General features: G+C 66.2%; 22 protein-coding genes. 15 read left to right on the top strand and 7 right to left on the bottom strand.

Annotation, left to right across the window (positions count from 1 at the left end; genetic code table 11):
* Window positions 1-81 precede the first annotated feature (81 nt).
* The 7 genes from ACO06X_RS06405 (at window position 82) to ACO06X_RS06375 (ending at window position 5,914) form a co-directional block, all read left to right on the top strand.
* Window positions 82-2,307 carry a prolyl oligopeptidase family serine peptidase gene (locus ACO06X_RS06405; RefSeq protein ID WP_421839121.1) on the top strand — a complete coding sequence of 742 codons (2,226 nt, stop codon included), beginning with the start codon at window positions 82-84 and terminating at the stop codon, window positions 2,305-2,307.
* A gap of 110 nt (window positions 2,308-2,417) precedes the next feature.
* Entirely contained in the window at window positions 2,418-2,741 is a 324-nt protein-coding gene (locus ACO06X_RS06400; RefSeq protein WP_298164081.1) for a DUF1476 domain-containing protein, read from the top strand.
* Window positions 2,741-2,974, top strand: coding sequence for a BolA/IbaG family iron-sulfur metabolism protein (locus tag ACO06X_RS06395; RefSeq protein ID WP_421839120.1), 234 nt, complete (start codon window positions 2,741-2,743; stop codon window positions 2,972-2,974). The genes ACO06X_RS06400 and ACO06X_RS06395 overlap by 1 nt, the downstream gene beginning before the upstream one ends.
* 37 nt (window positions 2,975-3,011) lie before the next feature.
* Complete coding sequence (gene grxD, locus ACO06X_RS06390) at window positions 3,012-3,350, top strand: Grx4 family monothiol glutaredoxin (RefSeq protein ID WP_421839119.1); 339 nt, start codon at window positions 3,012-3,014, stop codon at window positions 3,348-3,350.
* Between the two features lie 401 nt (window positions 3,351-3,751).
* Window positions 3,752-4,558 (top strand): NUDIX hydrolase, encoded by an 807-nt coding sequence (locus ACO06X_RS06385; protein ID WP_421839118.1) that lies wholly within the window; start codon window positions 3,752-3,754, stop codon window positions 4,556-4,558.
* A 240-nt stretch (window positions 4,559-4,798) separates the two neighbouring features.
* Window positions 4,799-4,999 carry a hypothetical protein gene (locus ACO06X_RS06380; protein ID WP_421839117.1) on the top strand — a complete coding sequence of 67 codons (201 nt, stop codon included), beginning with the start codon at window positions 4,799-4,801 and terminating at the stop codon, window positions 4,997-4,999.
* 141 nt (window positions 5,000-5,140) lie between these two features.
* Window positions 5,141-5,914 carry a sugar transferase gene (locus tag ACO06X_RS06375; protein ID WP_421839116.1) on the top strand — a complete coding sequence of 258 codons (774 nt, stop codon included), beginning with the start codon at window positions 5,141-5,143 and terminating at the stop codon, window positions 5,912-5,914.
* Here the strand turns inward: ACO06X_RS06375 and ACO06X_RS06370 are convergent.
* The gene (locus ACO06X_RS06370; protein ID WP_421839115.1) at window positions 5,827-7,161 is read right to left on the bottom strand and encodes a glycosyltransferase family 4 protein; all 1,335 of its coding nucleotides are present in this window, start codon (window positions 7,159-7,161) and stop codon (window positions 5,827-5,829) included. The two genes, ACO06X_RS06375 and ACO06X_RS06370, sit on opposite strands and share 88 nt — an antisense overlap.
* 176 nt (window positions 7,162-7,337) lie before the next feature.
* On the opposite strand from ACO06X_RS06370, the gene ACO06X_RS06365 reads away from it, so the two are divergent.
* From ACO06X_RS06365 to ACO06X_RS06335, 7 genes are all read left to right on the top strand, one after another.
* Window positions 7,338-8,207 carry a glycosyltransferase family 2 protein gene (locus ACO06X_RS06365; RefSeq protein ID WP_421839114.1) on the top strand — a complete coding sequence of 290 codons (870 nt, stop codon included), beginning with the start codon at window positions 7,338-7,340 and terminating at the stop codon, window positions 8,205-8,207.
* Between the two features lie 5 nt (window positions 8,208-8,212).
* A complete protein-coding gene (locus ACO06X_RS06360; protein WP_421839113.1) occupies window positions 8,213-9,286 on the top strand; it encodes a glycosyltransferase family 4 protein in 1,074 nt (357 codons plus the stop codon).
* Window positions 9,283-10,761: an oligosaccharide flippase family protein gene (locus ACO06X_RS06355; protein WP_421839112.1), complete on the top strand. Its 1,479-nt coding sequence runs from the start codon at window positions 9,283-9,285 to the stop codon at window positions 10,759-10,761. Before ACO06X_RS06360 ends, ACO06X_RS06355 begins: the two co-directional genes overlap by 4 nt.
* 71 nt (window positions 10,762-10,832) lie before the next feature.
* Window positions 10,833-11,414: a twin-arginine translocation pathway signal protein gene (locus ACO06X_RS06350; RefSeq protein ID WP_421839111.1), complete on the top strand. Its 582-nt coding sequence runs from the start codon at window positions 10,833-10,835 to the stop codon at window positions 11,412-11,414.
* A 30-nt stretch (window positions 11,415-11,444) separates the two neighbouring features.
* The gene (locus ACO06X_RS06345) at window positions 11,445-13,460 is read left to right on the top strand and encodes a TonB-dependent receptor (protein WP_421839110.1); all 2,016 of its coding nucleotides are present in this window, start codon (window positions 11,445-11,447) and stop codon (window positions 13,458-13,460) included.
* Window positions 13,461-13,518: 58 nt separating this feature from the next.
* Window positions 13,519-14,100, top strand: a complete 582-nt coding sequence (locus ACO06X_RS06340; RefSeq protein WP_421839109.1) for a GbsR/MarR family transcriptional regulator — start codon at window positions 13,519-13,521, stop codon at window positions 14,098-14,100.
* A 66-nt stretch (window positions 14,101-14,166) separates the two neighbouring features.
* The gene (locus tag ACO06X_RS06335; RefSeq protein WP_421839108.1) at window positions 14,167-15,177 is read left to right on the top strand and encodes a hypothetical protein; all 1,011 of its coding nucleotides are present in this window, start codon (window positions 14,167-14,169) and stop codon (window positions 15,175-15,177) included.
* Here the strand turns inward: ACO06X_RS06335 and ACO06X_RS06330 are convergent.
* The 5 genes from ACO06X_RS06330 to ACO06X_RS06310 all read right to left on the bottom strand — a co-directional run bounded on the left by ACO06X_RS06330 (window position 15,174) and on the right by ACO06X_RS06310 (window position 21,386).
* Window positions 15,174-15,575 (bottom strand): OsmC family protein, encoded by a 402-nt coding sequence (locus ACO06X_RS06330; RefSeq protein ID WP_421839107.1) that lies wholly within the window; start codon window positions 15,573-15,575, stop codon window positions 15,174-15,176. The genes ACO06X_RS06335 and ACO06X_RS06330 overlap by 4 nt on opposite strands.
* Window positions 15,576-15,939: 364 nt before the next feature.
* Complete coding sequence (locus tag ACO06X_RS06325; protein WP_421839106.1) at window positions 15,940-18,432, bottom strand: TonB-dependent receptor domain-containing protein; 2,493 nt, start codon at window positions 18,430-18,432, stop codon at window positions 15,940-15,942.
* Window positions 18,433-18,634: 202 nt separating this feature from the next.
* Entirely contained in the window at window positions 18,635-19,669 is a 1,035-nt protein-coding gene (gene dmpG / locus ACO06X_RS06320; RefSeq protein WP_421839105.1) for a 4-hydroxy-2-oxovalerate aldolase, read from the bottom strand.
* The gene (locus ACO06X_RS06315) at window positions 19,666-20,595 is read right to left on the bottom strand and encodes an acetaldehyde dehydrogenase (acetylating) (RefSeq protein ID WP_421839104.1); all 930 of its coding nucleotides are present in this window, start codon (window positions 20,593-20,595) and stop codon (window positions 19,666-19,668) included. Before ACO06X_RS06315 ends, dmpG begins: the two co-directional genes overlap by 4 nt.
* A 5-nt stretch (window positions 20,596-20,600) precedes the next feature.
* Window positions 20,601-21,386 (bottom strand): 2-keto-4-pentenoate hydratase, encoded by a 786-nt coding sequence (locus tag ACO06X_RS06310; RefSeq protein WP_421839103.1) that lies wholly within the window; start codon window positions 21,384-21,386, stop codon window positions 20,601-20,603.
* Window positions 21,387-21,474: 88 nt separating this feature from the next.
* Here ACO06X_RS06310 and ACO06X_RS06305 point away from each other — a divergent pair, with 88 nt between their 5' ends.
* Entirely contained in the window at window positions 21,475-22,230 is a 756-nt protein-coding gene (locus ACO06X_RS06305; RefSeq protein WP_421839102.1) for an IclR family transcriptional regulator, read from the top strand.
* Between the two features lie 55 nt (window positions 22,231-22,285).
* Here the strand turns inward: ACO06X_RS06305 and ACO06X_RS06300 are convergent, their stop codons facing one another.
* Complete coding sequence (locus ACO06X_RS06300) at window positions 22,286-24,112, bottom strand: methyl-accepting chemotaxis protein (RefSeq protein ID WP_421839101.1); 1,827 nt, start codon at window positions 24,110-24,112, stop codon at window positions 22,286-22,288.
* Window positions 24,113-24,130: the final 18 nt, after the last annotated feature.

Here is a 24,130-nt window from a genome sequence, read left to right as displayed (position 1 = left end):
TCCCAGAAAAGCATGAAAATCGTGGGAAGGATCGGAAGGGCGGTCCTGGTTCTGGCAGCCCTGTTGCCGGTGCCGGGGGCCATGGCCCGTGAAGAGGCCGAGGCGCTGGCTGCGCCCGTTCGCGGCCCGTCGACCTATACCGGGACCGACGGCGTGCAGCCCTCCACCACCGAGCGCAACCCGGAGCGGGCCTGGGACAAGGTCGGCATCACCGCTTTCTCGGCCCCGCACTACCCGCCAACACGCCGCGATTCCCTGATCGAGCACCAGTTCGGCGAGGATTTGGCCGATCCCTATCGCTGGCTCGAGGCCGATGTGCGCTCCAGCCCCGAAGTGGCTGCATGGGTGGCGCAGCAGAACGCCGCCAGTTCGGCCTATCTCGCCCAGCTCCCGGGCCGCGATGCGCTGCGCGAGAAGATCCGCAGCCTCTTCGCCTACGAACGCTTCAGCCTGCCTCGCAAGGCGGGGGGGCGCTACTTCTACACGCGCAACAGCGGCCTCCAGAACCAGGCCGTGCTGCAGGTGCGCGAGGGGCTTGCCGGCGAGGGCCGCGTTCTTGTCGATCCCAATGCCTGGGAAGCCGGTGCTGATGGCGGCCTGCGCACGCTCGATGCCTGGGTGCCCTCACCGAACGGCCATCTCCTCGCGCTCACCCAGCAGCGCGATGGCAGCGATTGGCGCACGGTCCGCGTCGTCGAGGTGGCGTCGGGCAGGATGCTCGAAGACCGGCTCGAATGGGCCAACGATACCGCGATCGGCTGGGTCGGTGATGCCGGCTTCCTCTATGCGCGCTATCCGGAGCCGCCAGCGGGTGAGGCCTACCGCGCGCAAGTGTTCGACAAGGCGATCTGGTTCCACCGCGTCGGCACACCGCAGAGCGCTGATGTGCGGGTCTATGCAACGCCCGAACACCGCGATTGGAACCACCGCGTTTCGGTCTCGTCGGATGGCCGCTGGGCGGTGATCCTGTCCTCTGCCAGCACGCTCCCGCGTCGTACCGTGCAGGTGATCTCCCTTGCGCGCGGGAAGGCGCAGGATTGGACCCCGGTTCCCATCGCGCCAGAAATGACCGACGACTGGAAGTTCGTCGAAGGTGTCGGCGACCGCCTCTGGTTCATCACCAATGCCCGCGCGCCGCACTACCGCCTCGTGCGCGTCGATCTCGGTCGCAGCGGGAAGGGCGGCTTCGCAATCAGCGACGTGATCGGTGAGAAGGATGATACGCTCGATGCCGGCCGCATTGTCGGCAATCGGCTGATCCTCTCCTATCTCCAGCACGGCTCCAGCTATGCCGTCGTCACCGATCTCAAGGGCAGGCCCAAGCGGGCCATCACCGTTGGCGCGATCGGCGCGGCGAGCGGCTTCGGTGGTCGCCCTGGCGATCCGGAGACGTTCTACCAGTTCTCCAGCTTCAACCAGCCGTCCGCGATTTTCCGGCTCGATACGCGCACCGGCGCGGCGACACCGTTCGCCGTCCCGCACTTGTCCTTCAACCCCGATGACTACATCGTCGAGCAGCGCAGCTTCCCCTCGAGGGATGGGACCAAGGTGCCGATGTATGTCGTGCGCAAGCGCAGCCTGGCTGCCGCAAACCGCGCCGCGCCCGCGCTGCTTTATGGCTATGGCGGCTTCGATGTCGCGCTCACGCCGGGATATTCGGCGGTGCGCATGGCCTGGCTCGAAGCGGGCGGCGTCTTCGCGCTCGCCAATATCCGCGGCGGCGGCGAGTTTGGCCGCGCGTGGTACGATGCCGGCCGCCTCGCCAACAAGCAGAACAGCTTCGACGATTTCATTGCCGCCGGAGAATACCTCCTCAAGGAGGGCATCGCTGCCAAGGGCGGGCTTGCCATTCAGGGCGGATCGAACGGCGGGATGCTCGTCGCTGCGGTGATCAACCAGCGCCCCGATCTCTTTGCCGCGGCCAATCCCGATGTCGGCGTGATGGACATGCTGCGGTTCGACCGGTTTACCTCGGGCCGGTTCTGGGTGGATGACTACGGAAGCCCCTCGCGCGAAGCGGACTGGCGCGTGCTGCGCGCCTATTCGCCCTATCATAACATCCGCCCCCGCGCGGATTACCCTGCGATTCTCGTCACCACTGCCGACACTGATGACCGCGTGGTGCCGGCGCACAGCTTCAAATATGTCGCCGCGCTGCAGGCGGCCGATCTCGGCGCGCGCCCGCATCTGCTGCGGGTCGAGGCGCAGGCCGGCCATGGCCCCGGCAAGCCGGTCGACAAGGTCATCGCCAATGGCGCCGACGTGCTGGCATTCCTCGCCAGGTGGACGGGGCTTGCTCTTGAATAGCGTGCTGATTTCGCGCCACGCGCCCTTGCAGCCGTGCGCGCGCGCCACTATCCCTCGGGATTGAAGCAGCCCGCCGCCAAGGCGGGCGCGAGCCACAGGAAAGACCAGCCATGACCTCGTTCCAGGACCGTGAACGCGCCGAGGAAGCCAAGTTCGCGCACGATGAAGATACCCTGTTCCGTATCCAGGCCCGCCGCAACAAGCTGCTCGGCCACTGGGCGGCGCAGCGTATGGGCCTCGATGCCGCCGAAACGGAGGCCTATGCCCGCGCCGTCGTTCAGGCCGAATTCGAGGAAGCCGGCGACGAGGACGTCGTGCGCAAGCTGCTGGGCGATCTCACGATGGCCAAGGTCGAGATCGACGAGGCCGAGATCCGCGCCGCGCTCGCCGAACAGGCAATCGAAGCGCGCCGCCAGATCACGGGCGACGCCTGATGCCGATGCCAGCGGCCGAGATCGAGGCGCTGATCCGCGCCGCGATTCCCGATGCAGAGGTCACGATCACCGATCTCGCCGGTGATGGCGATCACTATGCCGCCCATGTCGTTGCGTCCTCGTTTGCCGGTCTCAGCCGCGTTGCCCGGCACAAGGCTGTCTACGGCGCGCTGGGTGAGCGCATGGGCGGGGTACTCCACGCCTTGCAAGTGACCACCGGCGTCCCCACCTGAACTTCACGCAAAGCCACGAAAGACCCGGAAAAAGCCCATGTCCACCCCCAAAGACTCCACTGGCGAACGCATCGCTGAAATCGTCGGCACCAACGACGTCGTCCTGTTCATGAAGGGTACGCCGCTGTTCCCGCAGTGCGGCTTCTCGAGCAAGGCGATCGCCATCCTCGATCACCTTGGCGTCGAATATGCCTCGGTCGATGTGCTGCAGGACATGGAAATCCGTCAGGGGATCAAGTCCTTCTCCGATTGGCCGACGATCCCGCAGCTTTACGTGAAGGGCGAATTCGTCGGCGGTTCGGACATCATGATGGAAATGTATCAGGCCGGCGAGCTCCACCAGCTCATGGTAGATGCTCAGGTCGTGCAGGCCTGAAACTTCCACTCTGGCGCAATGCAAAGCGCGGCTCCGCCACAAGCGGGGCCGCGTTTTGCGTTTCAGGAACTGGTGGGGGAGGGCCGTCCGGCCCCGCGCGCAGGTGGGGGGTGGATCCGCGCGCGGGGCTTGTCAGGCGGTGGGGCCTGGAGAGGCGGAACCGGGAGACCGGGGGGACGGTTCCGCCTCTGGGAAGACACTCTCAGGACATAGGAGACTATGCATGGGGCGTGCCAAACTGCAAAATGGCCCAAAAACTAAGTGATCTCGCGAAGGTGAGGCGCAGGCTGGTCCGCAATTTGTAAAGTCTGCCGACAGGGGCCTCTCACTTTGGGGGAGAATGCGGCAAACCGGTGCCGCAGAGCTTGGCAAGCCCGTGCACCCTGTAGCATGGTCGCGATATGGACGAACTCGATGACATGGGCGAACACGCCGACGCTGCCCCCGCCACTCCGGCTGCCACGCTGGTGGTGTTCCGCCACGATTCCGCTGGTGGCCCAGCCCAGATCCTGATGGTCGAACGTTCGGGCAGCCTCGTTTTTGCCGGCGGGGCGACTGTTTTCCCCGGCGGCAAGGTCGATCCCGCCGATCTCGAACTCGCCGCAGCCTTCATGGCCCGCACCGGTCTCTCGCTCGATCCCGCCGATGCCGCTGGCCGCATCACGGCGGTGCGCGAAACGCTCGAGGAAACCGGCCTGGCGGTTGGTCTGGCCGGCGCAATCGATGCGGGGCGCGCCGCCGCCGCGCGGCGCCTGCTGCTCGATACTGGCCGCCTTGCCGATGTGCTCGAAGCGTTTGATTGGGAACTGGATTTCGAAGCGCTCGTGCCCTTCGCGCGCTGGTGGCCGCGCCATCGCAACATGCGCGTGTTCGATACGCGCTTCTATCTGGCGGATCTCGGCACCGGCGCAGTCGAAGTCACCGCCGATACTACCGAGAATCGCCACCTGTTCTGGGCCAGCGCGGCCGAGGCGCTGCGCCTTGCCGACGAGAAGGCGATCAAGATCATCTTCCCCACCCGCCGCAATCTCGAACGGCTGGCACAATTCAGCCACTTCGCCGCCGCGCGGGATCACGCGCTGGCCACGCCCATCGTGACCGTCACGCCGCGGATCGAACTGCGCGATGGCGAACGGTGGCTCTTGATTCCCCCCGATGCGGGCTACCCGGTCGATGGCGAACCGCTCGCTCAGGCAGATCGAGCCTAGACTGCTCCAAGTTGGAGGCGATTGTGCGGCGCAATAAATTTTTCATTGCACTGCATATACTTAAGTAAAAATACATAGATTCGGGCAAGTCTCGCTTCACTCCGCAGCGCTAGTCTGGAGCGCGGAGGAACCCTCATGCCTGCTGTCCAGCCGCGCCCCGAAAGCCCTGCTTCTGCCCGTTCGGTCGTGCCGTCCGCAATTGCGCCACAGGCACATGACGCGCCTGCATCATCATCTTCGGTGGCCCGACTTGCCGATGAACTGGCGGTTCCTGCGCCTTCGCCGGTGCACCAGTTGCAAGCCGAACTGGTGCAGCTCACTGTCTCACCGGAGGCCGAAGCCGATCAGCTTTACCCCGGCTGGTTCCGCCTCGCCTTTCCGCTGGCGAGCTCGTTGCTGCTCTGGGCGGCCATCCTGTGGGGCGCCAGCCACCTCGCCTGAGGGCATTCGCGTCAACCACTTCGCTGCATCCTTATCCAACCGTCCCGGGGGCATCCTCGCCTGACCGGCACCCCGCTGCACTGCATCATGACCCGACAGCCGCCACTTTCCGGCGTGCGGGCCTCGATGGAGACCTGAGCAGTGAACAGCCTCATGCCAGCCCAGGCAGAGCCCTGGGCATCCGAACTTGCCGCCCCCGCGTTTGCTCCTGCTGCACGTCCTGTTCCGCCTCCGCGTGTACTCACCTCTGTGCCGCTGCCGGCGCAGCCCTTGCTGCCGCCGCGCCGTGTAGAGCCGCCCACGCGCCATGCCACAGCCATCCGCCTGTTCGACATTGTCGTCGCGGTCACGGCGCTCACCTTGCTGGTGCCGGCGCTGCTGGCCGTCGCGCTGGCGATCAAGCTTTTCGATCCCGGGCCGCTTCTCTTCGCGCACAAGCGGCTGGGGCAGGGCGGTCGTCCGTTCCACTGCTTCAAGTTCCGCTCGATGACGGTCGATGCCGATGCGCGCCTCGCTCGCCTGCTTGAGGTGGATCCCGCCGCGCGCGCCGAGTGGACCGAAACGCAGAAGCTGCGCAGCGATCCGCGCATTACGGCCGTGGGCCACTTCCTGCGTCGCAGCTGCCTTGATGAGCTGCCGCAGCTCGTCAACGTCCTGCGCGGGGAAATGAGCCTCGTCGGCCCGCGTCCGATCGTCGCGGCGGAGGCGGCGCGCTATGGCCGCCACTTCCCGGTCTATTGCAGCATGAAGCCCGGCATCACCGGCTTATGGCAGGTCAAGCGGCAGGACCAGACGACCTACCGCCGCCGCGTCGCCTTCGACCTCACTTACGCCCGCTCGCGCTCGCTGGCGCTCAACCTTGCCATCCTCCTGCTCACTGTGCCTTCGGTGCTGCGCGGCCAGGGAGCCTGCTGAGCGGCCTCTGCAAGGACGATGCCGTTACCTGAAACTTCGCCCGCCGGATCGCCTGCCGCGTCCCGGTGGGCATTTTCGTTGGCCTTCATCGCGGCTTTGCCCAGCACCGCTTCCAGTACGCGAGTGGCCTGATCGCGCCAGGTCCAGTGCGCGGCATGGATCCGGCCCCGGGCGGCATACGGCGCCGGATCTGCCAGCACCCGCCGCACTGCCGCCGCCATGTCGTCCACATCATCGGGATCGCAGTAGACCGCTGCCGTCCCGCAACGCTCGGTCATCGCCGGAATGGCGGAGACGACCACGGGGCAGCCGAAATGCATCGCCTCGATCGGTGGCAGTGGGCTCGCCTCATAGAACGAGGGGAACAGCAGGCAGCCTGCATCGCGATAGAGCCGCCCCAGCGCATCGAGCTCCGTCACCGGCCCGGTAAAGCGCACCAGATGCGCCACGTCTGCCGGGATGTCCTCCGTGATCGGCGAGAGAATATCGCTGCCCGCGCCCACGATCAGCGTGCGCATACCATCCTCACGCGCGAGCCGCACGGCCACTTCCAGCACGCCGTGGATATTCTTGCGCCGCGAGAGGGAGCCCACGAACAGCAGGTAGCCCGGCTCCGGCTCCTGACCCCCCGGCAGCGTTCCTTGCGCTGCCATGGCTTGCTCTACCGGGGCTGCGGCGCCCCAGCCGCCGTTCTGCGCCACGCGGATGCGCACGCGCGCTTCGGGCCGCAGCGCCGCCAGCATGGCCTTCTCCCGCTCCGAAACGGTGAGGATCGTCCTCGCCCGGCGCAGCAGCGAAGGCAGCATGAAGCGGTGCCCCAGCCGGTAGTGCAGCCGATAGGCGCCGGGGAATTGCCGATAGGAAAGGTCGTGGATCATCACCGTCACTCCCTGCCGCATGTGCAGCGCGGCAACGGGCGCGGTATTGCCAAGGCAGAGCAGTTGCCCGCCGCGTACCCGGCCCGGCAGTACCAGCTGCTCCCAGGCATGCCCGCCCAGATGCCAGCCCAGTCGCCCGCTCCATCGGCCCGCCGCGCGCTCCACCGTGGTGACGCGCAGCGCCAGATCGTCGAGCTGCGCTGCCGGTTCACACACCAGCCGCAGCTTCACCGGCAAGCCTTCCTCGGCCACCAGCCGGTCAAGCGCGCGGGTAAGTTCGCGCGCCACGCGCTGCACGCCCGTCACCGGCTGCATCAGGAAGCGGCCGTTGATGACGATTTCGGGATGGCTGTTGGTCGGCTGGTTCATGCGCGCGCCCGTTATCCTGCTGTTGGAATGGGGCTGTTCTACCACCGCCCCCGCGTCTTCCGCGCCCGCTAACGGGTCGGGTTCGGAGACAACCTTCGTGGGCGCGGGGCGGCGCGCCCGCTAGACCGGTCTGGCCACTCGACAGGGAGCGGCGCAAGGCTGGGGGCAGGCGGCATATGCTGCGTATCCATATCGTCATTGCCACGGTCGGTCGGCCCGCGCTCCTGCGCGAAACCGTCGGTCTCATCGCGCGGCAGACGCGGCGGCCCGATGGCGTGCTGATCGTCGCCCCCGCGCAAGATGATTTCGGCACGGCGGGTGCAAGCGATGTCTGCCCCGAACTTGCCCTCTCGCCCAAGGGCCTGTGCCGCCAGCGCAACCGCGCGCTCGATCTGCTTGGGGGTCGGGCGGATATCGTCCTCTTCCTCGACGACGATTTCGTCATGGCACCGGATTACTGCGCGGCCATCGAAGCGCTGTTTGCCTCCGATCCGGGGATAGCCGGGATCACCGGCAATCTTGTGGCGGATGGTGTGCGCCACGGCGGCTTCTCCGCCGATCAGGCGCTCACGCTGATCGCCCGCGATGCCCCGGGGCTCGATCCTGCCATTGTCCCGCGTGAGGCGCTCTATGGCTGCAACATGGCGCTGCGCATGTCGCTGATGCGCGGCCTGCGCTTTGACGAGGCGCTGCCGCTTTATGGCTGGCAGGAGGATATCGATCTCACCATGCAGCTCGCCCGGCGCGGGCGGCTGATTTCCAGCGGCCTCGTCACCGGCGTCCATCTCGGCGTGCGCGGTGGGCGCACTTCGGGGCGGCGGCTCGGCTATTCGCAGGTCGCCAACATCGTCTATCTGCTGCGCAAGGGCACGATTCCCCGCTGGCTCGCCAAGCGCCTGTTCTGGCGCAACCTTGCCGCCAATCTGCTGCGCGCCCCGTTCCCCGAACCGCATATCGATCGCGCCGGCCGTCTCGCCGGAAACCTGCGCGCGCTGGCCGATCTCGTGCGCGGGCGGATCGATCCGCGCAAGATCGAGCGGATGTGAGGGGCATGCGCCGCGTCGTCTTCAACGGGAAGTTCCGCGCCGGGGGGCTCAACGGCGTCCACCGCGTCGCTGCAAGGCTGATCGCCGAAGTGGATGATCTCCTCGCCAATGCGCCCGCGCCCGATGATCCTCCATGCGCGCTGATCGTGCCCAGGGGCTGCGCCGAAGGGCCGCCGCTCGCCGCCATCCAGCTGATCGAGGATGATCGCCCCGCCTCCCAGGCGTGGGAACAGTTGCGCTTGCCCCGGCTCGCGGCGGGCGGGCTCCTCGTCAATCTCGCCAATCTCGCGCCGCTCGCGCACCGCCCCAAGCTTACCATGCTGCACGATGCGCAGTTCCTCCGGGCAGACAGTTCCTACCCCTGGCGCCAGCGCATGGGCTACCGCCTGCTCACCCCGCTGATGGCGCGGTCGAGCGAGCGGGTGCTTACGGTCTCGGCGTTCTCGGCGGATGAGCTCGCGCGCGGCGGCGTCACGGGACGGGTCGAAGCCGAAGTGCTCCACAACGGCGCCGATCATATCCTTGAGGCGCAGGCCGATCCCGCCGCGCTCGCCCGCCTTGGCCTCGCACCGCGCAGCTATGCGCTGATGTTTGGCAGCCCCAAGGCCTACAAGAACAACGCGGTCGTGTTCGCTGCCTTCGCGGATGGCGCGCTCGCCCCCTTGCGCCTTGTCGTCATCGGCCCCCCGCGCGCCGCGCTCGAGGCAGCTGGCCTCGCCCTGCCGCCCGATGCCGTGTTTGCGGGACCGTGCGACGATGTCGGCCTGCGTGCGCTTTATGAAGGGGCTGAGGCCCTGCTGTTCCCCTCGCGCACCGAAGGTTTCGGCTTGCCGCCGGTGGAGGCCATGTTCTGCGGCTGCCCGGTCATTGCGGCCCCCTGCGGCGCGGTGCCCGAAGTGTGCGGCGATGCTGCGCGCTATGCCGATCCCGATGATCCCGCCGCCTGGCGCGCCGCGCTCGCAGATCTCCCGCGCGATGTACTGGCCGCTGCGGGCCACGCCCGCGCCGCGCGCTACACCTGGGCCCGCGCGGGCCGGACCTTGCTGTCCTCCCTGCGCGAACTGGCGCGCAGGGCATGAGCGGATCGGGCATGAAGGCGCGCCTGCTCCGCTTTGCCAGCGCCGGGGGCGGCACTGCGGTGATCGCCATGGCCGCGCGCGTCAGCGGGCAATTCGCCATGGTTGCGGTCACGTTGGTCGCCACCCGCCACCTCGCGCCTGCCGATTTCGGCGTGTTCGCCATCGCCGGTGCGCTGGTCATGCTTGCGCGCACGATGCTCTACACAGGCCCGTTCGAGTACCTGCTCAAGCTTTCGCATGATGCCGATCAGCGCCGGGGCGCGGGTGCCTGCCTTGCCGCGACGGTGCTGGTTGCGCTGGTGTGGATCGCGCTGCTCGTCATGCTCGGGCTTGCCGCACCCTTCGTGTTCAAGGGCGGCGGTGTCGCACCCGTCATCCTCGCGCTGGCCCCTTCGGTCCTCCTTGGCGCGCTCGCGGCCTTTGCCGAATCGCTCATGCTGCGCAGTGGGACGGTGCGGCGCTACTATGCCATCACCGTCCTTACCGAAGTCGGCGCGGGTCTTGCCGCGATCGCCTTGCTCGCCAGTGGCTGGGGCCTCTGGGCGCTCATCCTCCAGATCTACGCGCGTACTCTGCTCATGGCCCTCGCGCTTGGTGCGCTCGGCCCGCCACTGGCGCTCGCTGCCCCGCCGCGCGCGCTGGTGGCTGAAGTGCTGCGCTGGTCGGCCAGCCGCTTCGGTTCGGTCCTTGTCAGTTTCCTTGCCAACTATAGCGGCGATCTCGTGCTCGGCATGGTCTTCTCTCCCGCAGCCTCCGGGCTATACCGCGCGGCGAACCGCATGGTCACCGCGCTGGCTGACATGTTTGTCCAGCCCGCCGGCATGCTCGCGCTGACCACACTCGCGTTAGGACGCGCTCGCGGCGAGGGGGAGGGCCTTCCCGGCGCCTGGCCCCGCCTTGCCGCGCTGTTCGCGGTGCTCGGCTGGCCAGCGCTCGCGCTGCTGGCGCTCTTCGCGCCCCGCGTGGTCCCTCTCGCGCTCGGCCCTGCATGGACCGCTGCCGCGCCCGTCGTCGCGGTGTTCTGCGTGGCGCGCATGGCCGGGCTCGTCACCGCGGTCGCCACGGCAGAACTGATCGTGACGGACCGGCAGGGCAGGGTGCTCGCCATTCAGACCCTCGCCGCTGCTGCCACTGCCGGGCTTACCGTGCTGGCCGCCCCCTATGGCGCGCTCGGCGCGGCAGTTGCCGCCACCTTCGTTGCCCTTTTCGCCGCCGTCGCCATGGCGCTCACCGCGCTCCAGCGCCGCGATCGTCCCGCGCTGGCTGAAGCCACCCGCCTCGTGATCTTCCCCCTTGTCGGCGCGTTCGCTGCAGGCTTCGCGGCAGACCGCGCGTTCGGCACCTCGGCCCCGCTCGTCGCGCTGACCCTGCCGCTTGCCTGTGCCGCTGCCGGCTGGCTGCTCGCGGCCTGGCCGGTCATCCCTGCACTGCGCCGCGCCGCTGCGCTCCTCACCGAAGCGCCAAGACCGGCCTAGCCCCAAATCCTGCTTGCCCTCGGCGCTCGTGCGTGGAACCTTCGCACCTGCAACACAAGGGACCACCACGCATGAAGCGCATCCTATTCGCCGCAGTGCTGCTCCCGGCAGCCATTCTTTGCGCCATGCCCTGCGCTGCCATGGCCGCTGAGCCGCCAGTGCCCGCGCTCGTCGCGCCTGCCTTTGCCGTCCCCACCAGCGCCACAGGCCCCGGCTTCCGCCTGCAGCCGCTCGGCCCCGATCTCGTGAAGATCGATTTCGATGCCTACATGTCCTCGGTCGAGCATCTCCAGCAGACCTTCACGCGCAGCAAGGACTGGCCTCACGCCGGGATCAGCGATGCGGATGCTCTGCTCGATATGCAGACCGAAGCCGGCCGCTTCCAGCGCCGCGAAAGCTTCGCCTATTCGGTCCTCACGCCTGATGGCAAGCGCGAGCGCGGCTGCATCTACGTCGCGCCGAGCCCCGTCCCCGGCTACGACGCGGTCGTGCGCATCTGGGTCACCAAGGCCGAGTATGACGCCGGCTTCGACAAGCAGCTCGAAACCTGGGCCCACGCCTGGATCGCCTCCAAGTGGCCGTTCAAGAAAGTCGCCTGGCCCGGCCGCGACATCGATTGGGCGACGTGGGATGAGCTGACCAAGGCGAAATAGCGCGCCGCCCCGCGGCCTGCCGGAGGGATCATGCCGGTCAAACTGCGTCCCATCACGTCCTGCTGCGCCATCGCAGCCGCACTGGCATTCGCACCCGCCGCGCAGGCGCAGTCTGCCGCCCCCGCGATCGACGCCCCCACCACAGCCGCCACCGGCGCCCGCGCAGCCGAAAACGCCGTGCGCAGCGCAGCCGATGCCTTCGGCACTTCGGTCGGCCGCGAATCCATCGGCCTCTATGATCCGGAAGGCGTGCGCGGTTTTTCCCCCACCGCTGCGGGCAATGTCCGCATCGATGGACTCTATTTCGATCAGGTCTGGGAGCTCGGTGCCCGGCTCCAGCGTACCACGCAGATCCGCGTCGGCCTTTCCGCATTCGGCAGCCCGTTTCCTGCACCGACCGGCATCATCGACTATGGATTCCGCACCCCGGGTGATGAGACCGCACTCAGCCTGCTCGCCGCGCTCAACCACTGGGGCAACCATTCGGTCGAGGCCGATGCCAATCTGCCCGTCAGTTCCGCATTTAGCCTCGGTCTCGGCGCTGCGCTCTACAATGATCGCAACGGCAACGCCTCGCGCGCCCAGTTCCTCGAGTATTCCGTCACCGCCCGCTGGCAACCCTCGCCCGATCTCGAGTTTGTGCCTTTCGCCACCCGCGCGCAGGGCAACGAGCTCAAGGCCCCGCTCTTCCTTCCGGCGGGTGAGGGCCTGCCGCCGCGCCTCCCGCGCCGTTTCTTCAAGGGCCCAGCCTGGGCGCGCTATGATGGCACCGCATTCAACGGCGGCCTCCTTACCACCTGGCGCCCCGCTGCGGGGTGGGAGCTCAAAGGCGGCCTGTTCCACTCCCGCTTCGATGACAACCGCAACTTTACCAACCTCCTCGTCGATCTTGATGCTGCAGGCACCGGCACCCAGCTGATCCTCGCCGATCCTCCGCTCAAGCTCGGCTCGACCAGCGGAGAACTGCGCCTCACTCGCACCATATCGGATGGTCCGCGCGTCCACCGTATCCACGCCAGCCTGCGCGCCCGCGCGGGAGATCGCCGTTTCGGCGGTGCGGCGGAGATCGATCTCGGCACCACCAGCCTCTACGAGCCGACCGCCGCGCCGCGCCCCGCCTATGCCTTCACCGCCCAGCAGCAGGACCGCGTCCGCCAGTGGACCGCCGGGCTTGCCTACGAAGGCCGCTGGGAGGGCCTTGGCGAGCTCAGCCTCGGTCTCCAGAAGACGCATTACCGCAAGCGTATCGGCCTACCGGGCGAACCGCCCCGCTCGACCAATGCCTCCCCCTTCCTGTTCAACCTCACCGTTGCCGCAGAGCTTTCGGCCCGCCTCGCGCTTTATGGCGGCTATGTCACCGGACTTGAGGAAAGCGGCATCGCGCCCGAAAACGCCGCCAACCGCAACGAGGCGCTGCCCGCGATCCGCACCAGCCAGCGCGATGCGGGGCTGCGCTTTGCCCTCACCGACGAGATCAAGTTCGTCGCCGGCCTGTTCGATCTGCGCAAACCCTACTTCAATCTTGATGCGGGTGGCCGCTTCGACGCGCTCGGCGATGTGATCAACCAAGGCATCGAAACCTCTATCGCTGGCCCCGTCACGCCGCGCCTCAGCGTGGTCGCGGGCGCTGTTCTCCTGCGCCCGCGCGTGCGCGGCCCCAGTGTCGGGCCCAGTGTCGGGCCCAGTGTCGGGCCCAGTGTCGGGCCCGATACCGGTGTCGGCACGCAGCCTGTTGGTGCGATCAGCCGCCGCCTTGAGTTCAACGCCGATTGGCGCCCCGTCTGGACTCCGGGCCTCTCGTTCGATGTCAGCGCCTCGCACCGCAGCGCCGAAACCGCCACGGTCTCCGGCCTCACCACGATCCCCGCGCGCACGCTCGTCGATCTCGGCACCCGCTACCAGTTCACCATCAGCCGTCGCTCCGCCACCTTGCGGCTCCAGATCGAAAACCTCACCGATGTCCAGAGCTTCGAGCTCAAAGGTGCCGGCGCCTACGATCTCCTCCCCGGCCGCCGCTTTGGCGGGTACCTGACAGTCGATCTCTGAAGGGCGGGGGAGGAGGCCCCTCCTTGACTCCACCGCAAAAGCATCAGATATTTCTGTCATGACAGATACAACTGCCGAGTCGAGCAAGCTTCCTGATGCCGTCGAGCAGTTCGTCCTGCGCTGGGGCGATATGGGTACGCAGTGGGGCGTCAACCGCTCGGTCGCCCAGATTCAGGCGCTGCTGTTCCTGTCGGAACGCCCGCTCACGGCGGAAGACATTGCCGACAAGCTCGGCATGGCGCGCTCCAACGTTTCGAACAGCCTCAAGGAACTGCTCGCGTGGAAGCTCATCCATCGCGTGCCCGTGCTGGGCGACCGGCGCGATCACTTCGAGGCCGAGACCGATCTCTGGCAGATGGCTACCAAGGTCGCGCAGGGCCGCAAGGCGCGTGAGATCGATCCGATGGTGGCCGCGATCCACGCGGCGATGGAAGGCATCGATGATCCGCGCATCAGCGCCAAGGTGCGCGGCCGCCTTGTTGCGATGAACGATTTCGTCGGCACGGTCGATCGCTGGTACCAGCAGATGCTCGATGTGCCCCCGGCGCAGATCATGACGCTGATCCGCATGGGATCGCGGGTGGTTGGCCTGCTCAAGTTCGTCACTCGCCGCAGCCGACCGCAGGACGAGGGGGACTGATCCCCTTTTTTTGATTCTCCATTTCTCGGAATACAGAAATATCGGAACGTTCACACAGGAGAAACCATGGACAGCCCGCACCCGGAACCCGCCACGCAAGACCGCCGCACTCGCGGCCGCGTCATTGCCGGCTTTACGCTGGCCCTCGCGATTTCGTTCGGCGCTTTCGTCCTCATCAGTGCTTTCAGCTCCGCTGGCGTGGTCTTCGGCAGCGTCTGGTTCCTCGCCTTCCTCCCGGCCTATCTCTGCGCCTTGATCTGCTATGTCGGCGATCCGGATGGCACCAAGCCTGCCCGGTTCTATGGCAGCGTTCCGCTCATCTTCGGTGCGATCGTCATCGTCGGATCGATCGCAATTTTGCGCGAAGGGGTGATCTGCCTGATCATGCTCGCCCCGCTCTGGCTGCTGTTCGGCTGGCTCGGCGCCATCGTGATGCGCCGCATGCGCAATCAGCCGGTTGATCCCAACACCTTCCGTTCGACCCTGATATTCCTCCCGCTGTTCAGCGCCGGCCTCGAAAGCCAGCTTCCCGTCACGCACGATCAGGTTACGTTGACCCGCGAAATCGTCATCCGGGCGCGGCCGGATGAGATCTGGCCCTATGCTGTCTCCATCCCGCATATCGCGGCGAGCGAGGGCCGCTGGACCTTCACGCAGAACGTGCTCGGCCTGCCCCGCCCGCGTGCGACGACGATCACCGCAAGACGCAAGGGCGGGGTTCGCACCGCCTGGTGGGGGGACAGGATCAATTTCGAGGAACGGATCACCCACTGGGAGCCGGGCCGCCGCCTCGGCTGGGCCTTCGCGTTCCGCAACACCACGCTGCAGGACTATACCGACAAACACATCTCGCCCGATGGCGAATTCCTCAAGATCGACACGGGGGACTACGTCCTCACCCCGCTTGCCGATGGCACCACCCGCCTCACCCTGCGCACGAACTACATCGCCAAGACCCACGTCAATCCCTACGCCGCGCTGTGGGGTGAGATCCTCCTTGGCGACATTCAGAACAATGTCCTCGCGATCATCAGGCAGCGCGCCGAAGCGCGGCATCTCGATGCAAACCTGCGCTAAAGTTCGACCAGCACCGTCTCGATCTCGGTTGTCACTTCGCTCATCAGCTTGTGCACCGGGCACTTTTTCGCCGCCGCCAGCAGCGTCTCGCGCTCTTCAGGGGAAAGATCGCCGGACAGCATCAGCGCGGTGCGCAGGCGGTAGATGCCCTTCCGTTCGTCAGAATCATCGCGCGTTACCACCACTTCGATATCCTCCAGCGCCATCCCCTTGCGCTGCGCCAGCCACAGCACCGTCAGCGCCTTGCACGCCCCCAGCGCTGCATCGTAGATCTCGTGCGGATCGGGCCCTTCGTTGTCCTCGCCCGCAGCGGGCGTCATGTCCGTCACGAATTCGTGCCCGCGCACGGCAATGCGGTGCGCGGTGCCCGCCGGATCGATGCGTGTAACCGAAATCATGATGCCTCCTGCCGGATTGCTGCCGGGGGCAGTGCAGCACCGCGCCTGCCGGGGGTCAAGCCACACCCGCCTGTGCCAGATCGGGAGAAGTTGACACAGTTGACACTGTCCTGAGGAATAATTGCATTCGATCAGTAGCGCGCTTTTGATCGGCAGAAGCGATCAATCGGGCCGGCCGGACCGACTCGACACAGGGCATGGCGGGTTTGCTGCGCATGCCCTGTTTGTTGACTGGAACGGGCCGTGTAGGACAGACAAAAGCGTACGCCCGCGCGCCGCCGCGTTGTCCATAAGCTTCGGCGCAGTGCGGCCCTGGATCAGGCAGGTTGCCTTCACCAGAGCCGCACCGGGGGGGGCGCGATGCTCAGAAGTAGAAGCGGACCGAGGCGGTCATGTTGCGGTCGAACAGCGTCTGCGCCAGCGTGACACCGCCTGCCGGCAGCGAGGGCGCGGAGACGTCGGTCAGCGCCAGCGTGTCGAACAGATTGTTGACGTTGAACGAGAGCACCACCCGGTCGACCGGGCGCACCTGGATGAAGGCATTGACCGTGGTGTAGCCCGGCATGCGCAGCTTGTTTTCGTCCTGGCTGAAGCTGCCGGTCGTGCCGATCGCGTTCGCGCCGATCGTGAACAGGTCGGTCTCGTACTGCGGCATGATCTGGAAGATCAGCTTGGCCTGATGGCGCGGTGTGTTGCCGACCAGCGTGGGGTCTTCGGCCGCGACGATCTTCGCATCGGTCACGGTCGCCCCGGCAGTCAGACTGAAACCGCCCTTGCGCACGCCCCCTTCGAACTCGATGCCCTTGGCGCTGTAGCGCCGCGTCACGAGCGAGAGCCCGATTACCCCATTGGCATCGGGGCGGATCTGGCTGTTGGTTTCGGCAACCTTGGCCGAAAAGCCGGTCAGGTTGGCAAAGAACGGACCCGAGCGGAACTTCACGCCCACTTCGGCCTGCTTGACCGGATCATAGCCGACACTGCGGTCTACCAGTCCGCCATCGGTTGCGCTGATCGCGGGGGTGAAGAGGATCTTGTCAGCCGCAGCCCGGGCGCCCCGGCTGTAGCGGGCAAAGAACGACATCGAGCGGGAAGGCCGGTAGTTCGCGCTCACCGAATAGGAGGTGTAGTGATAGCTGTAGTTGACCGGGGCCGCATTGGTGACGGGCGAGAAGCCGAACTTCGTTTCCGCCGTGGCAATGACACCATCGTTGTTGGCATCGATGGTCCTCACGTCGCTGGGCCGGTTGTTGCGCAGGGTTCCTTCGACCTTGCCGGAATCATACCGCAGCGACCCGCCGAGCGAGAGATTGCCCATTTGCAGATTGAGCGAGCCATAAGGGGCCAGCACCCGGTAGCGCAGGTCCACGTTGTGCAGGGTTCCGGTCGTCGGCCCGGTGAAATCAAGCGCGCCGCCGAGCGAATTGGGCGTGCCGTCTGCATTCACGAGGTCGATAAGGGCTGAATTGCCGCCACCGACCACATCCTGGATGAAATCGAGCAGATAGCGTTCGTAGGCCAGATCCTGGCGCGAGTTGTAGACGCCTGCGGTCGAGGTGAGATTGGCAGTACCCAGCTGCCAGACCCGGCTGACGCGGAGATCGTTGGTGAAGTTGTCCAATTTGCGGACCTGGCTGTTGTACATCGCCGAATAGGTCACCAGCCCATTGCCGTTGAGCGTGCCGGGCGAGGTGATCGTCTGCCCCTTGTTCGGCCCGTTCGCGTAGACGAGGCTGCCAAACGGCGAGCCAAAGGCGAACGTGGCGACCTGCGCGGGAAGCACCACAAGCGGGTAGTCCACCGTCACGCTGCCGGACTGCGCAGCATAGCGGCCGTGCTCGGATACGGTCCAATCGCCGATGTTGAACTTGGCATGGAAGCCGATCGACTTGACCACGGCGTGGTTGCCATCGTGGATGTTGATCTGGGACGGCGAACCATCACCGGAGAACTTGGGGAAGGTGGTGGTGTAGCGCGACGTGAGCGAATCCTTGTTTGCCGCAAAGTTTGGCAGCACGGCATATTTGGGATCGGCATCGCTGCCGGTCACGCCGAGCGGCGTGTTGAAGAACTGCGTCGTGGTATCGTCGAGGAACTTGCCTTCCAGCCGCACGAAGCCGCCGGCGAACTCCTTGGTGACGTTGAACTTGAACTGGCCGCCGCGATTGCCGGTGAAGCCGGTGCGACGCGGGCCTTCTCCTTCGCGGTAAAAGCCGCCCACGTGGAAACGCAGGCTATCGCTGAGGTGGCCGCCGTAGTCGAAATCGGTGCGGTGGTTGCGATAGTCGAGCCCCGTCGAAGCCTGGATCGAGCCGCCCTCCACTTCGCCGGTGTGCGAGATGAGGTTGATCACGCCGCCGGGCGCATTCGATGCGAAAGTCGAAGCCGAACCGCCGCGGATCGATTCAACCTGGGCCACGTTGAAATCCGCACGGATGAACATGTCGGGGATCAGGGCCAGCAGATCGCCGAATTCCAGCACGGGCAGGCCGTCTTCCTGGATCTGGAGGTACTTGGCGCCGGTGGCGACCATCGGGAGGCCGCGGATCGTGTAATTGCCGTTTACTTCACCGTTTCCGGCCTCGGCGCGGATGCCCGGAATGTTGCGGAACAGGTCGGCCATCGACGTGGCGCCAATCTTCGCAATGGTGCTGTCGCCGAGCGAGCTGGTCGAGGTGGCGCTGTCGAGGCGGTCACGGGCGCGGGCGACGCCGGTGGCGATCACATCATCGTTGGTGGCGGTCCGGCTTGCTTCCCATGCCGTCAGCGGCGGCTTGCTCTCCTCTGCACATGCCGGAGCGGCCAGCAGACATGCCGTCAAAGCGAGGCTTGAGAGCGCCGTCGAACTCAGAAACTTCATTCAATATCTCCCGCAGTGACCAAATGGATCGCGGGATCAATAGAAAGAATTATTTTAGACAGTCGGCCTGGAGCATTAAGGGGTGCCCTTAATGCTATCGTTCAAAATGAGATGAATTTTTCATCCTGATTTACAGGACAATAAGCCGACTATTCGGCTTTCACTTAGTGTAGAATTTATCCCCTGCAAGCTCGGGCGCAACTCAGTTATCCAGCAGGCCCCCAGCCAGATCGAGCGCGATATCGACGATCATGTCCTCCTGACCGCCGACCATCTTGCGGCGGCCCGCTTCGGCGAGGATCGCGCGGGTGTCGACGCCGTAGTCCGCGCTGGCCTTTTCCGCGTGGCGCAAGAAGCTGGAGTAGACGCCGGCGTAGCCCAGAGTCAGCGTTTCGCGGTCCACGCGCACAGGGCGGTCCTGCAGGGGGCGCACGAGGTCTTCGGCGGCGTCCATCAGCGCGTAGAGATCGCAGCCGTGGTTCCAGCCCATGCGGTCTGCGGCGGCGATGAAGACCTCGAGCGGGGCGTTGCCTGCGCCCGCACCCATGCCGGCAAGGCTGGCATCGACCCGCACTGCGCCGTTCTGCACCGCGACGATGGAGTTCGCCACGCCGAGGCTGAGGTTGTGGTGGGCGTGGACGCCGCGCTGGGTTTCGGGCTTCAGCACGCGGTCGTAAGCCTGAAGGCGCGCGGCATATTCGTCCATGTTCATCGCGCCGCCGCTGTCCGTTACGTAGACGCAATGCGCACCGTAGCTTTCCATGAGCAGAGCCTGCTGCGCTAGCGCTTCGGGGCTCGTCATATGGCTCATCATCAGAAAGCCCGAGACGTCCATGCCGAGATTGCGGGCGGCTTCGATGTGTTGCTTCGAGACGTCCGCCTCGGTGCAATGCGTGGCGATGCGGACGGATTTGACGCCCATTTCGCAGGCGTGCTTGAGATCATGCACCGTGCCGATGCCGGGGAGGAGCAGCGTGGTGAGCACGCTGTGTTCGAGCACTTCGGCCACTGCGCCGATCCAGTCCCAATCGGTGTAGGCGCCGAAGCCGTAGTTGAAACTGGAGCCTTGCAGCCCGTCGCCGTGCGCTACCTCGATGGCGTCCACCTTGGCGAGATCGAGCGCGCGGGCGATCCTCTGGACGTGATCCAGCCCGTACTGGTGGCGGATCGCGTGCATCCCGTCGCGCAGGGTTACGTCCTGGATGTAGAGCTTGGTTGTGGTGGGGTCGAAGCTCATGCTGCCATCCTTGTCGCGATTTTCTCGGCTGTTTTCATCGCCGCCGAGGTCATGATGTCGAGATTGCCGGCGTAGGCGGGCAGATAGTGTGCCGCGCCTTCCACTTCGAGGAAGACGGAAACCTTGAGGCCGGTGAAGCTGCCGCCCATCTCCGGGATCCGCAGCGGCTTGTTGCCGCCGATGCTTTCAAACTGCACCGCCTGTTTGAGCCGGTAGCCTGGCACGTAACTCTGCACTTCGGCGACCATATCATGCACCGATTGGCGGATCGCCTCGCGGTCGGCGTCCTCGCACAGGCAATAGACCGTATCGCGCATGATCAGCGGCGGTTCGGCGGGGTTGAGCACGATGATCGCCTTGCCGCGTGTTGCCCCGCCGACATCCATGATCGCCTGACTGGTGGTTTCGGTGAACTCGTCGATATTGGCGCGCGTGCCGGGGCCTGCGCTCTTCGAGGAGATCGAGGCGACGATCTCGCCGTAATGGACCTTGGCGACGCGGTTCACCGCCGCGACGATGGGGATTGTCGCCTGCCCGCCGCAGGTCACCATGTTGACGTTAAGCGCATCGAGGTTCGCCTCGCCGTTGACCGGCGGGACGGTGTAGGGCCCGATGGCGGCAGGGGTGAGGTCGATCATGCGCTTGCCCGCGGCGAGCACCAGTTCGCTGTTGCGCTGGTGCGCGCCGGCGCTGGTTGCATCGAAGACGATGCCGACATCGGCGAATTCGGGCATGGCGAGGAGGCCGTCGATCCCTTCGGCAGTGGTGGCAACCCCCATCCGCGCGGCGCGGGCGAGGCCGTCGGACGCGGGGTCGATGCCGACCATCACGCCCATTTCCAGCACTTTGGAGAGGCGCATCACCTTGATCATCAGATCGGTGCCGATATTGCCCGAGCCGATGATCGCGACTTTGGTTTTCGCCATGAGGATCAAGCCTTTGCGTAAGTGAAGGAACAAGTGCCGATGCCGGCGACCTTGGCCTCGACGCGGTTGCCGGGCACGAGCGCGACCATCGGGCCGAGCGCGCCTGCCAGCAGCACGTCACCAGCCCGCAGCGGCTCGCCGCGCGCAGCCAGCGTCTGCGCGAGCCAAGCGGCGGCATTCAGCGGATTGCCGAGCGCGGCAGCGCCGATGCCGGTGGAGGCCACCGCGCCATCGATGGTCATTTCCATCGCGGCGCCCTCCAGATCGAGCCCGGCGAGCGGAAGGCCTTGCTCTGCCAGCACGAAGAAGGCGGAGGAGCCATTGTCGGCCACGGTATCGGCGAAGGTGATCTTCCAGTCGGCGATGCGGCTGTCGACGATCTCGATCGCGGCGTGGACCGTGGCGACGGCGGCGGCGACCTGCTCGGCGCTCGTGTCCACGTCCGGCAGATCCGCAGCCAGGACGAAGGCAATCTCCGCCTCGGCCTTGGGCTGGATGCAGCGGGCTGGATCGAGCGTGGCGCCATCGGCTATGCGCATGTCATCGAACAGCACGCCGAAATCGGGCTGATCGACGCCGAGCTGGGCCTGCACTGCCTTGGCGGTCAGCCCCGCCTTGCGGCCGACGATGCGGCGGCCCTGTGCTTCCCAGAACCGCGTGTTGGTTTCCTGCACGGCATAGGCCCCGACGGCATCTGTAGGGGCCAGCCCGTCGCGCAAGGGCGGTACGGTGCCGGTGGTGTAGGCGCCGCGCAGACGCTCTGCGAGCGCGGCATGGGTCGGGCACTTCATGGCGGGTCCTCTGCTGCGGTTCGATGCCCCTTCGATAGGGGCCGCGCGTGGTTGTGCCTAGAGCGGGGCAGGCCTAGTATCTCACCATATGAGAAACGGGACTCCCAAGGTCGCGGCCTTCCGCCGCATGCTGGCGATGCTCGATGCCGTGCTGGCGGATGGCGGACAATCAGGCATCGCCGCGATCGCGCGGGGGATCGGCATGCCGGTGGCGACCGCGCACCGGCAAGTCGCGACGCTGGTGGAAGAGGGCTATCTCGCGCGCGATCAGGCGCGGCGGCATATCGCCGGGCCGCGCCTGATCGGCATGCTCCACCGGCTTGACGAGAAGCAGATTGTTGCCGCTTGCGCTGCGCCGGTGCTGCACCGGCTGGCGGCGGAAAGCGGCACTGTCGTCCAGCTCGGCACGTTCGAAAACGATATGGTGACCTACCGCGTAAAGACCGGGCAGGGGGCAGGGGCGCTGTTCAGCCGGGTCGGCATGCAGCTCGAAGCCTATTGCTCGGGCATCGGCAAGGTGCTGCTGGCCAACCTGCCTGACGATCACCGGCGCGCCTATCTCGCAACCGGACCGTTTCCGGCGCTCACCGCGCGCACGATCACGGATCCAGCCGCGATTGCCGACGAGCTTGAGCGCGTGCGCGCGCAAGGCTTTGCCTTTGACGCGCAGGAAGTGGCGGACGGGCTGGTCTGCGCTGCGGTGCCTGTGAGTTGGCCCGATGGCCGCGTGCTGGCGGCGATTTCAAGCTCGCAATTCGGCGAGCAGGTGCGGCCGCCCGAAGAACTCCTGCCCGCCCTGCGCGCGGCGGCCAGGGACATCGAGCGCACCGCATTTGGCGGGTGATCGCATTCTCGATAGGACCGAGCCCACGCAAGGGCTTCTTCGCAGGCTTCGACCGCTAGAACTCGGCCCAGTCGGTCTCGATGGCAAGGTTCCCGCTGATGGCTGGCACCGCATGCACCGGCCGGGTGGGTGCCCCCATCGGTGCTCGCTTCATCGGGGCGGGCGCGAACTGGCGCTTGGGCTCGTTTCCGATCCGGAAGCTGGCAAAAGCCGTGCTGAGCTGGGTTGCCTCCTGCGTGAGGTTCTTGGTCGCGGCATTGGTTTCCTCGACCATCGCCGCGTTCTGCTGGGTCATCTGGTCCATCGCGCCGATCGCCTTGCTGATCTTGCGCAGCGCCAGGCTCTGCTCGCCCGCTGTTTCGGCGATTGTCGAGACCGAGGCGGTGACCGTGCTCACGCGGTCGATGATCGTCTGAAGTGCGGTGCCCGTTTCGTTGACCAGCGAGACGCCGGATTCGACGTGGCCGGTCACCGCGGCAACACGCAGCTTGATCGCATTGGCCGCTTCGGTCGCGCGCAGCGCCAACGCGCGCACTTCGGATGCGACAACGGCAAAGCCCTTGCCTGCCTCGCCCGCACGGGCGGCCTCGACCCCGGCATTGAGCGCGAGGAGATTGGTCTGGAAGGCAATCCCGTCGATCATCGTGGTGATGTCGGAAATCTCGCCGCTGGCGCGGGCCACGTTATCCATCGCCTCGATTGCGCGGCTCACCACCTTGCCGCCGCTTTCCGCCTCGCCGCGAGCCTCGACCATCGAGCCGCTGACATTGGAGGCAATCTTGGCATAATCCTCGATCTGCGTGGTCAGCCGGTCCATTGCCGATGAGGATGCCTGAAGGCTGGCCGCCTGCTGCTCGCTGCGCCCGGCGAGGTCGGTGGTCGCCAGCTGGATCTCGTTGGAGGTGAGATTAATCGCGACGATGCTCTGCTGGACCAGGCCCATCGCCTGGCAGAGCCGCTCCATCGCATCGTTGAAGTCATTCGCGACAGATTGGAAGGCCGGCGGGACATCGTGCAGCCGGACCGAGAGATCGGAGTGCGCGACCGCAGCAAGATGGCTCCCGATCTTGGCCATGGCCTCCTCGCGTTCCTTGACCGAACGGTCGCGCTCGAGCGTGGCATCGCGGAACACCAGCACGGCCTTGGCCATGTCGCCCAGTTCGTCGACCCGGTCCGTGCCGGGGACCATGCCATCCGTCTGGCCCTGCGCCAGCGCCGACATGGTCCGGGTCAGCTCGGTGATCGGCGTGGCGATCGAGCGCGAGAGGCGGCGCGCCATGAACAGTGCAAGGCCGATCAGCGTCGCTCCGCCCAGGCCGAGAGCGATCCACGCAAACAGGATCGCCGAGGCCTGGCGCTGCGTTTCCACGATGATTTCCTTGGCCTTGGCATCCCTGATTTCGCGCAAGGGCAAGACTGCCTCTGTCACCAGTACGGCCTTGCCGGCAGCGCGGATCGCTTCCTGCGCGGCATCACGCTGCCCGGACTTGACCAGCGCGACATATTTGTCACCCCAGTTCTCACGCCATTTCAGCGTTTCGGCGCGTGATCGCAGCACGAGATCCTTGAGTTGCGGTTCGGCCAACCGGGCTTCAAGCGAAGCCGAGGCCTTGTCGTAATCGTCGCGGCCTTCGTAGTAGGACTTGAGATAGCTCTCGTCGGCCGTCACCAGGAATCCGCGCAACTGGCTGTTCTGGCGCAGCAGCGCCGTCTCGAGGGTCAGCGTATCGGCCAGCACGCCCTGGCTCGCCGTGTTGCGAGCCGTTACGTTCGAGACCATGGCAAGGCTGACACCGAACACGATCATCATGATCGCCGCCGCGGCGATGAGCGAGACGAAGGACAGACCAAGCCTGCGCGGAATGTTCATGCGGTCGAACACGGTGTCCGGTATCCTTGA

Origin of the sequence: Novosphingobium sp., from assembly GCF_965229225.1 — a bacterium.
Taxonomy (GTDB): domain Bacteria; phylum Pseudomonadota; class Alphaproteobacteria; order Sphingomonadales; family Sphingomonadaceae; genus Novosphingobium.
The sequence above is the reverse complement of the archived record's forward strand: the minus strand, read 5'-3'. Positions and strand labels throughout refer to the sequence as shown.

Coding starts and splice junctions, on each gene's coding strand:
- ACO06X_RS06330 (WP_421839107.1), bottom strand. CDS start 15,575: ATGATTTCGGTTACACGCATCGATCCGGCGGGCACCGCGCACCGCATT.
- ACO06X_RS06400 (WP_298164081.1), top strand. CDS start 2,418: ATGACCTCGTTCCAGGACCGTGAACGCGCCGAGGAAGCCAAGTTCGCG.
- grxD (WP_421839119.1), top strand. CDS start 3,012: ATGTCCACCCCCAAAGACTCCACTGGCGAACGCATCGCTGAAATCGTC.
- ACO06X_RS06310 (WP_421839103.1), bottom strand. CDS start 21,386: ATGAAGTGCCCGACCCATGCCGCGCTCGCAGAGCGTCTGCGCGGCGCC.
- ACO06X_RS06360 (WP_421839113.1), top strand. CDS start 8,213: ATGCGCCGCGTCGTCTTCAACGGGAAGTTCCGCGCCGGGGGGCTCAAC.
- ACO06X_RS06315 (WP_421839104.1), bottom strand. CDS start 20,595: ATGGCGAAAACCAAAGTCGCGATCATCGGCTCGGGCAATATCGGCACC.
- ACO06X_RS06305 (WP_421839102.1), top strand. CDS start 21,475: ATGAGAAACGGGACTCCCAAGGTCGCGGCCTTCCGCCGCATGCTGGCG.
- ACO06X_RS06355 (WP_421839112.1), top strand. CDS start 9,283: ATGAGCGGATCGGGCATGAAGGCGCGCCTGCTCCGCTTTGCCAGCGCC.
- ACO06X_RS06335 (WP_421839108.1), top strand. CDS start 14,167: ATGGACAGCCCGCACCCGGAACCCGCCACGCAAGACCGCCGCACTCGC.
- dmpG (WP_421839105.1), bottom strand. CDS start 19,669: ATGAGCTTCGACCCCACCACAACCAAGCTCTACATCCAGGACGTAACC.
- ACO06X_RS06405 (WP_421839121.1), top strand. CDS start 82: ATGGCCCGTGAAGAGGCCGAGGCGCTGGCTGCGCCCGTTCGCGGCCCG.
- ACO06X_RS06350 (WP_421839111.1), top strand. CDS start 10,833: ATGAAGCGCATCCTATTCGCCGCAGTGCTGCTCCCGGCAGCCATTCTT.
- ACO06X_RS06325 (WP_421839106.1), bottom strand. CDS start 18,432: ATGAAGTTTCTGAGTTCGACGGCGCTCTCAAGCCTCGCTTTGACGGCA.
- ACO06X_RS06345 (WP_421839110.1), top strand. CDS start 11,445: ATGCCGGTCAAACTGCGTCCCATCACGTCCTGCTGCGCCATCGCAGCC.
- ACO06X_RS06370 (WP_421839115.1), bottom strand. CDS start 7,161: ATGAACCAGCCGACCAACAGCCATCCCGAAATCGTCATCAACGGCCGC.
- ACO06X_RS06385 (WP_421839118.1), top strand. CDS start 3,752: ATGGACGAACTCGATGACATGGGCGAACACGCCGACGCTGCCCCCGCC.
- ACO06X_RS06395 (WP_421839120.1), top strand. CDS start 2,741: ATGCCGATGCCAGCGGCCGAGATCGAGGCGCTGATCCGCGCCGCGATT.
- ACO06X_RS06340 (WP_421839109.1), top strand. CDS start 13,519: ATGACAGATACAACTGCCGAGTCGAGCAAGCTTCCTGATGCCGTCGAG.
- ACO06X_RS06365 (WP_421839114.1), top strand. CDS start 7,338: ATGCTGCGTATCCATATCGTCATTGCCACGGTCGGTCGGCCCGCGCTC.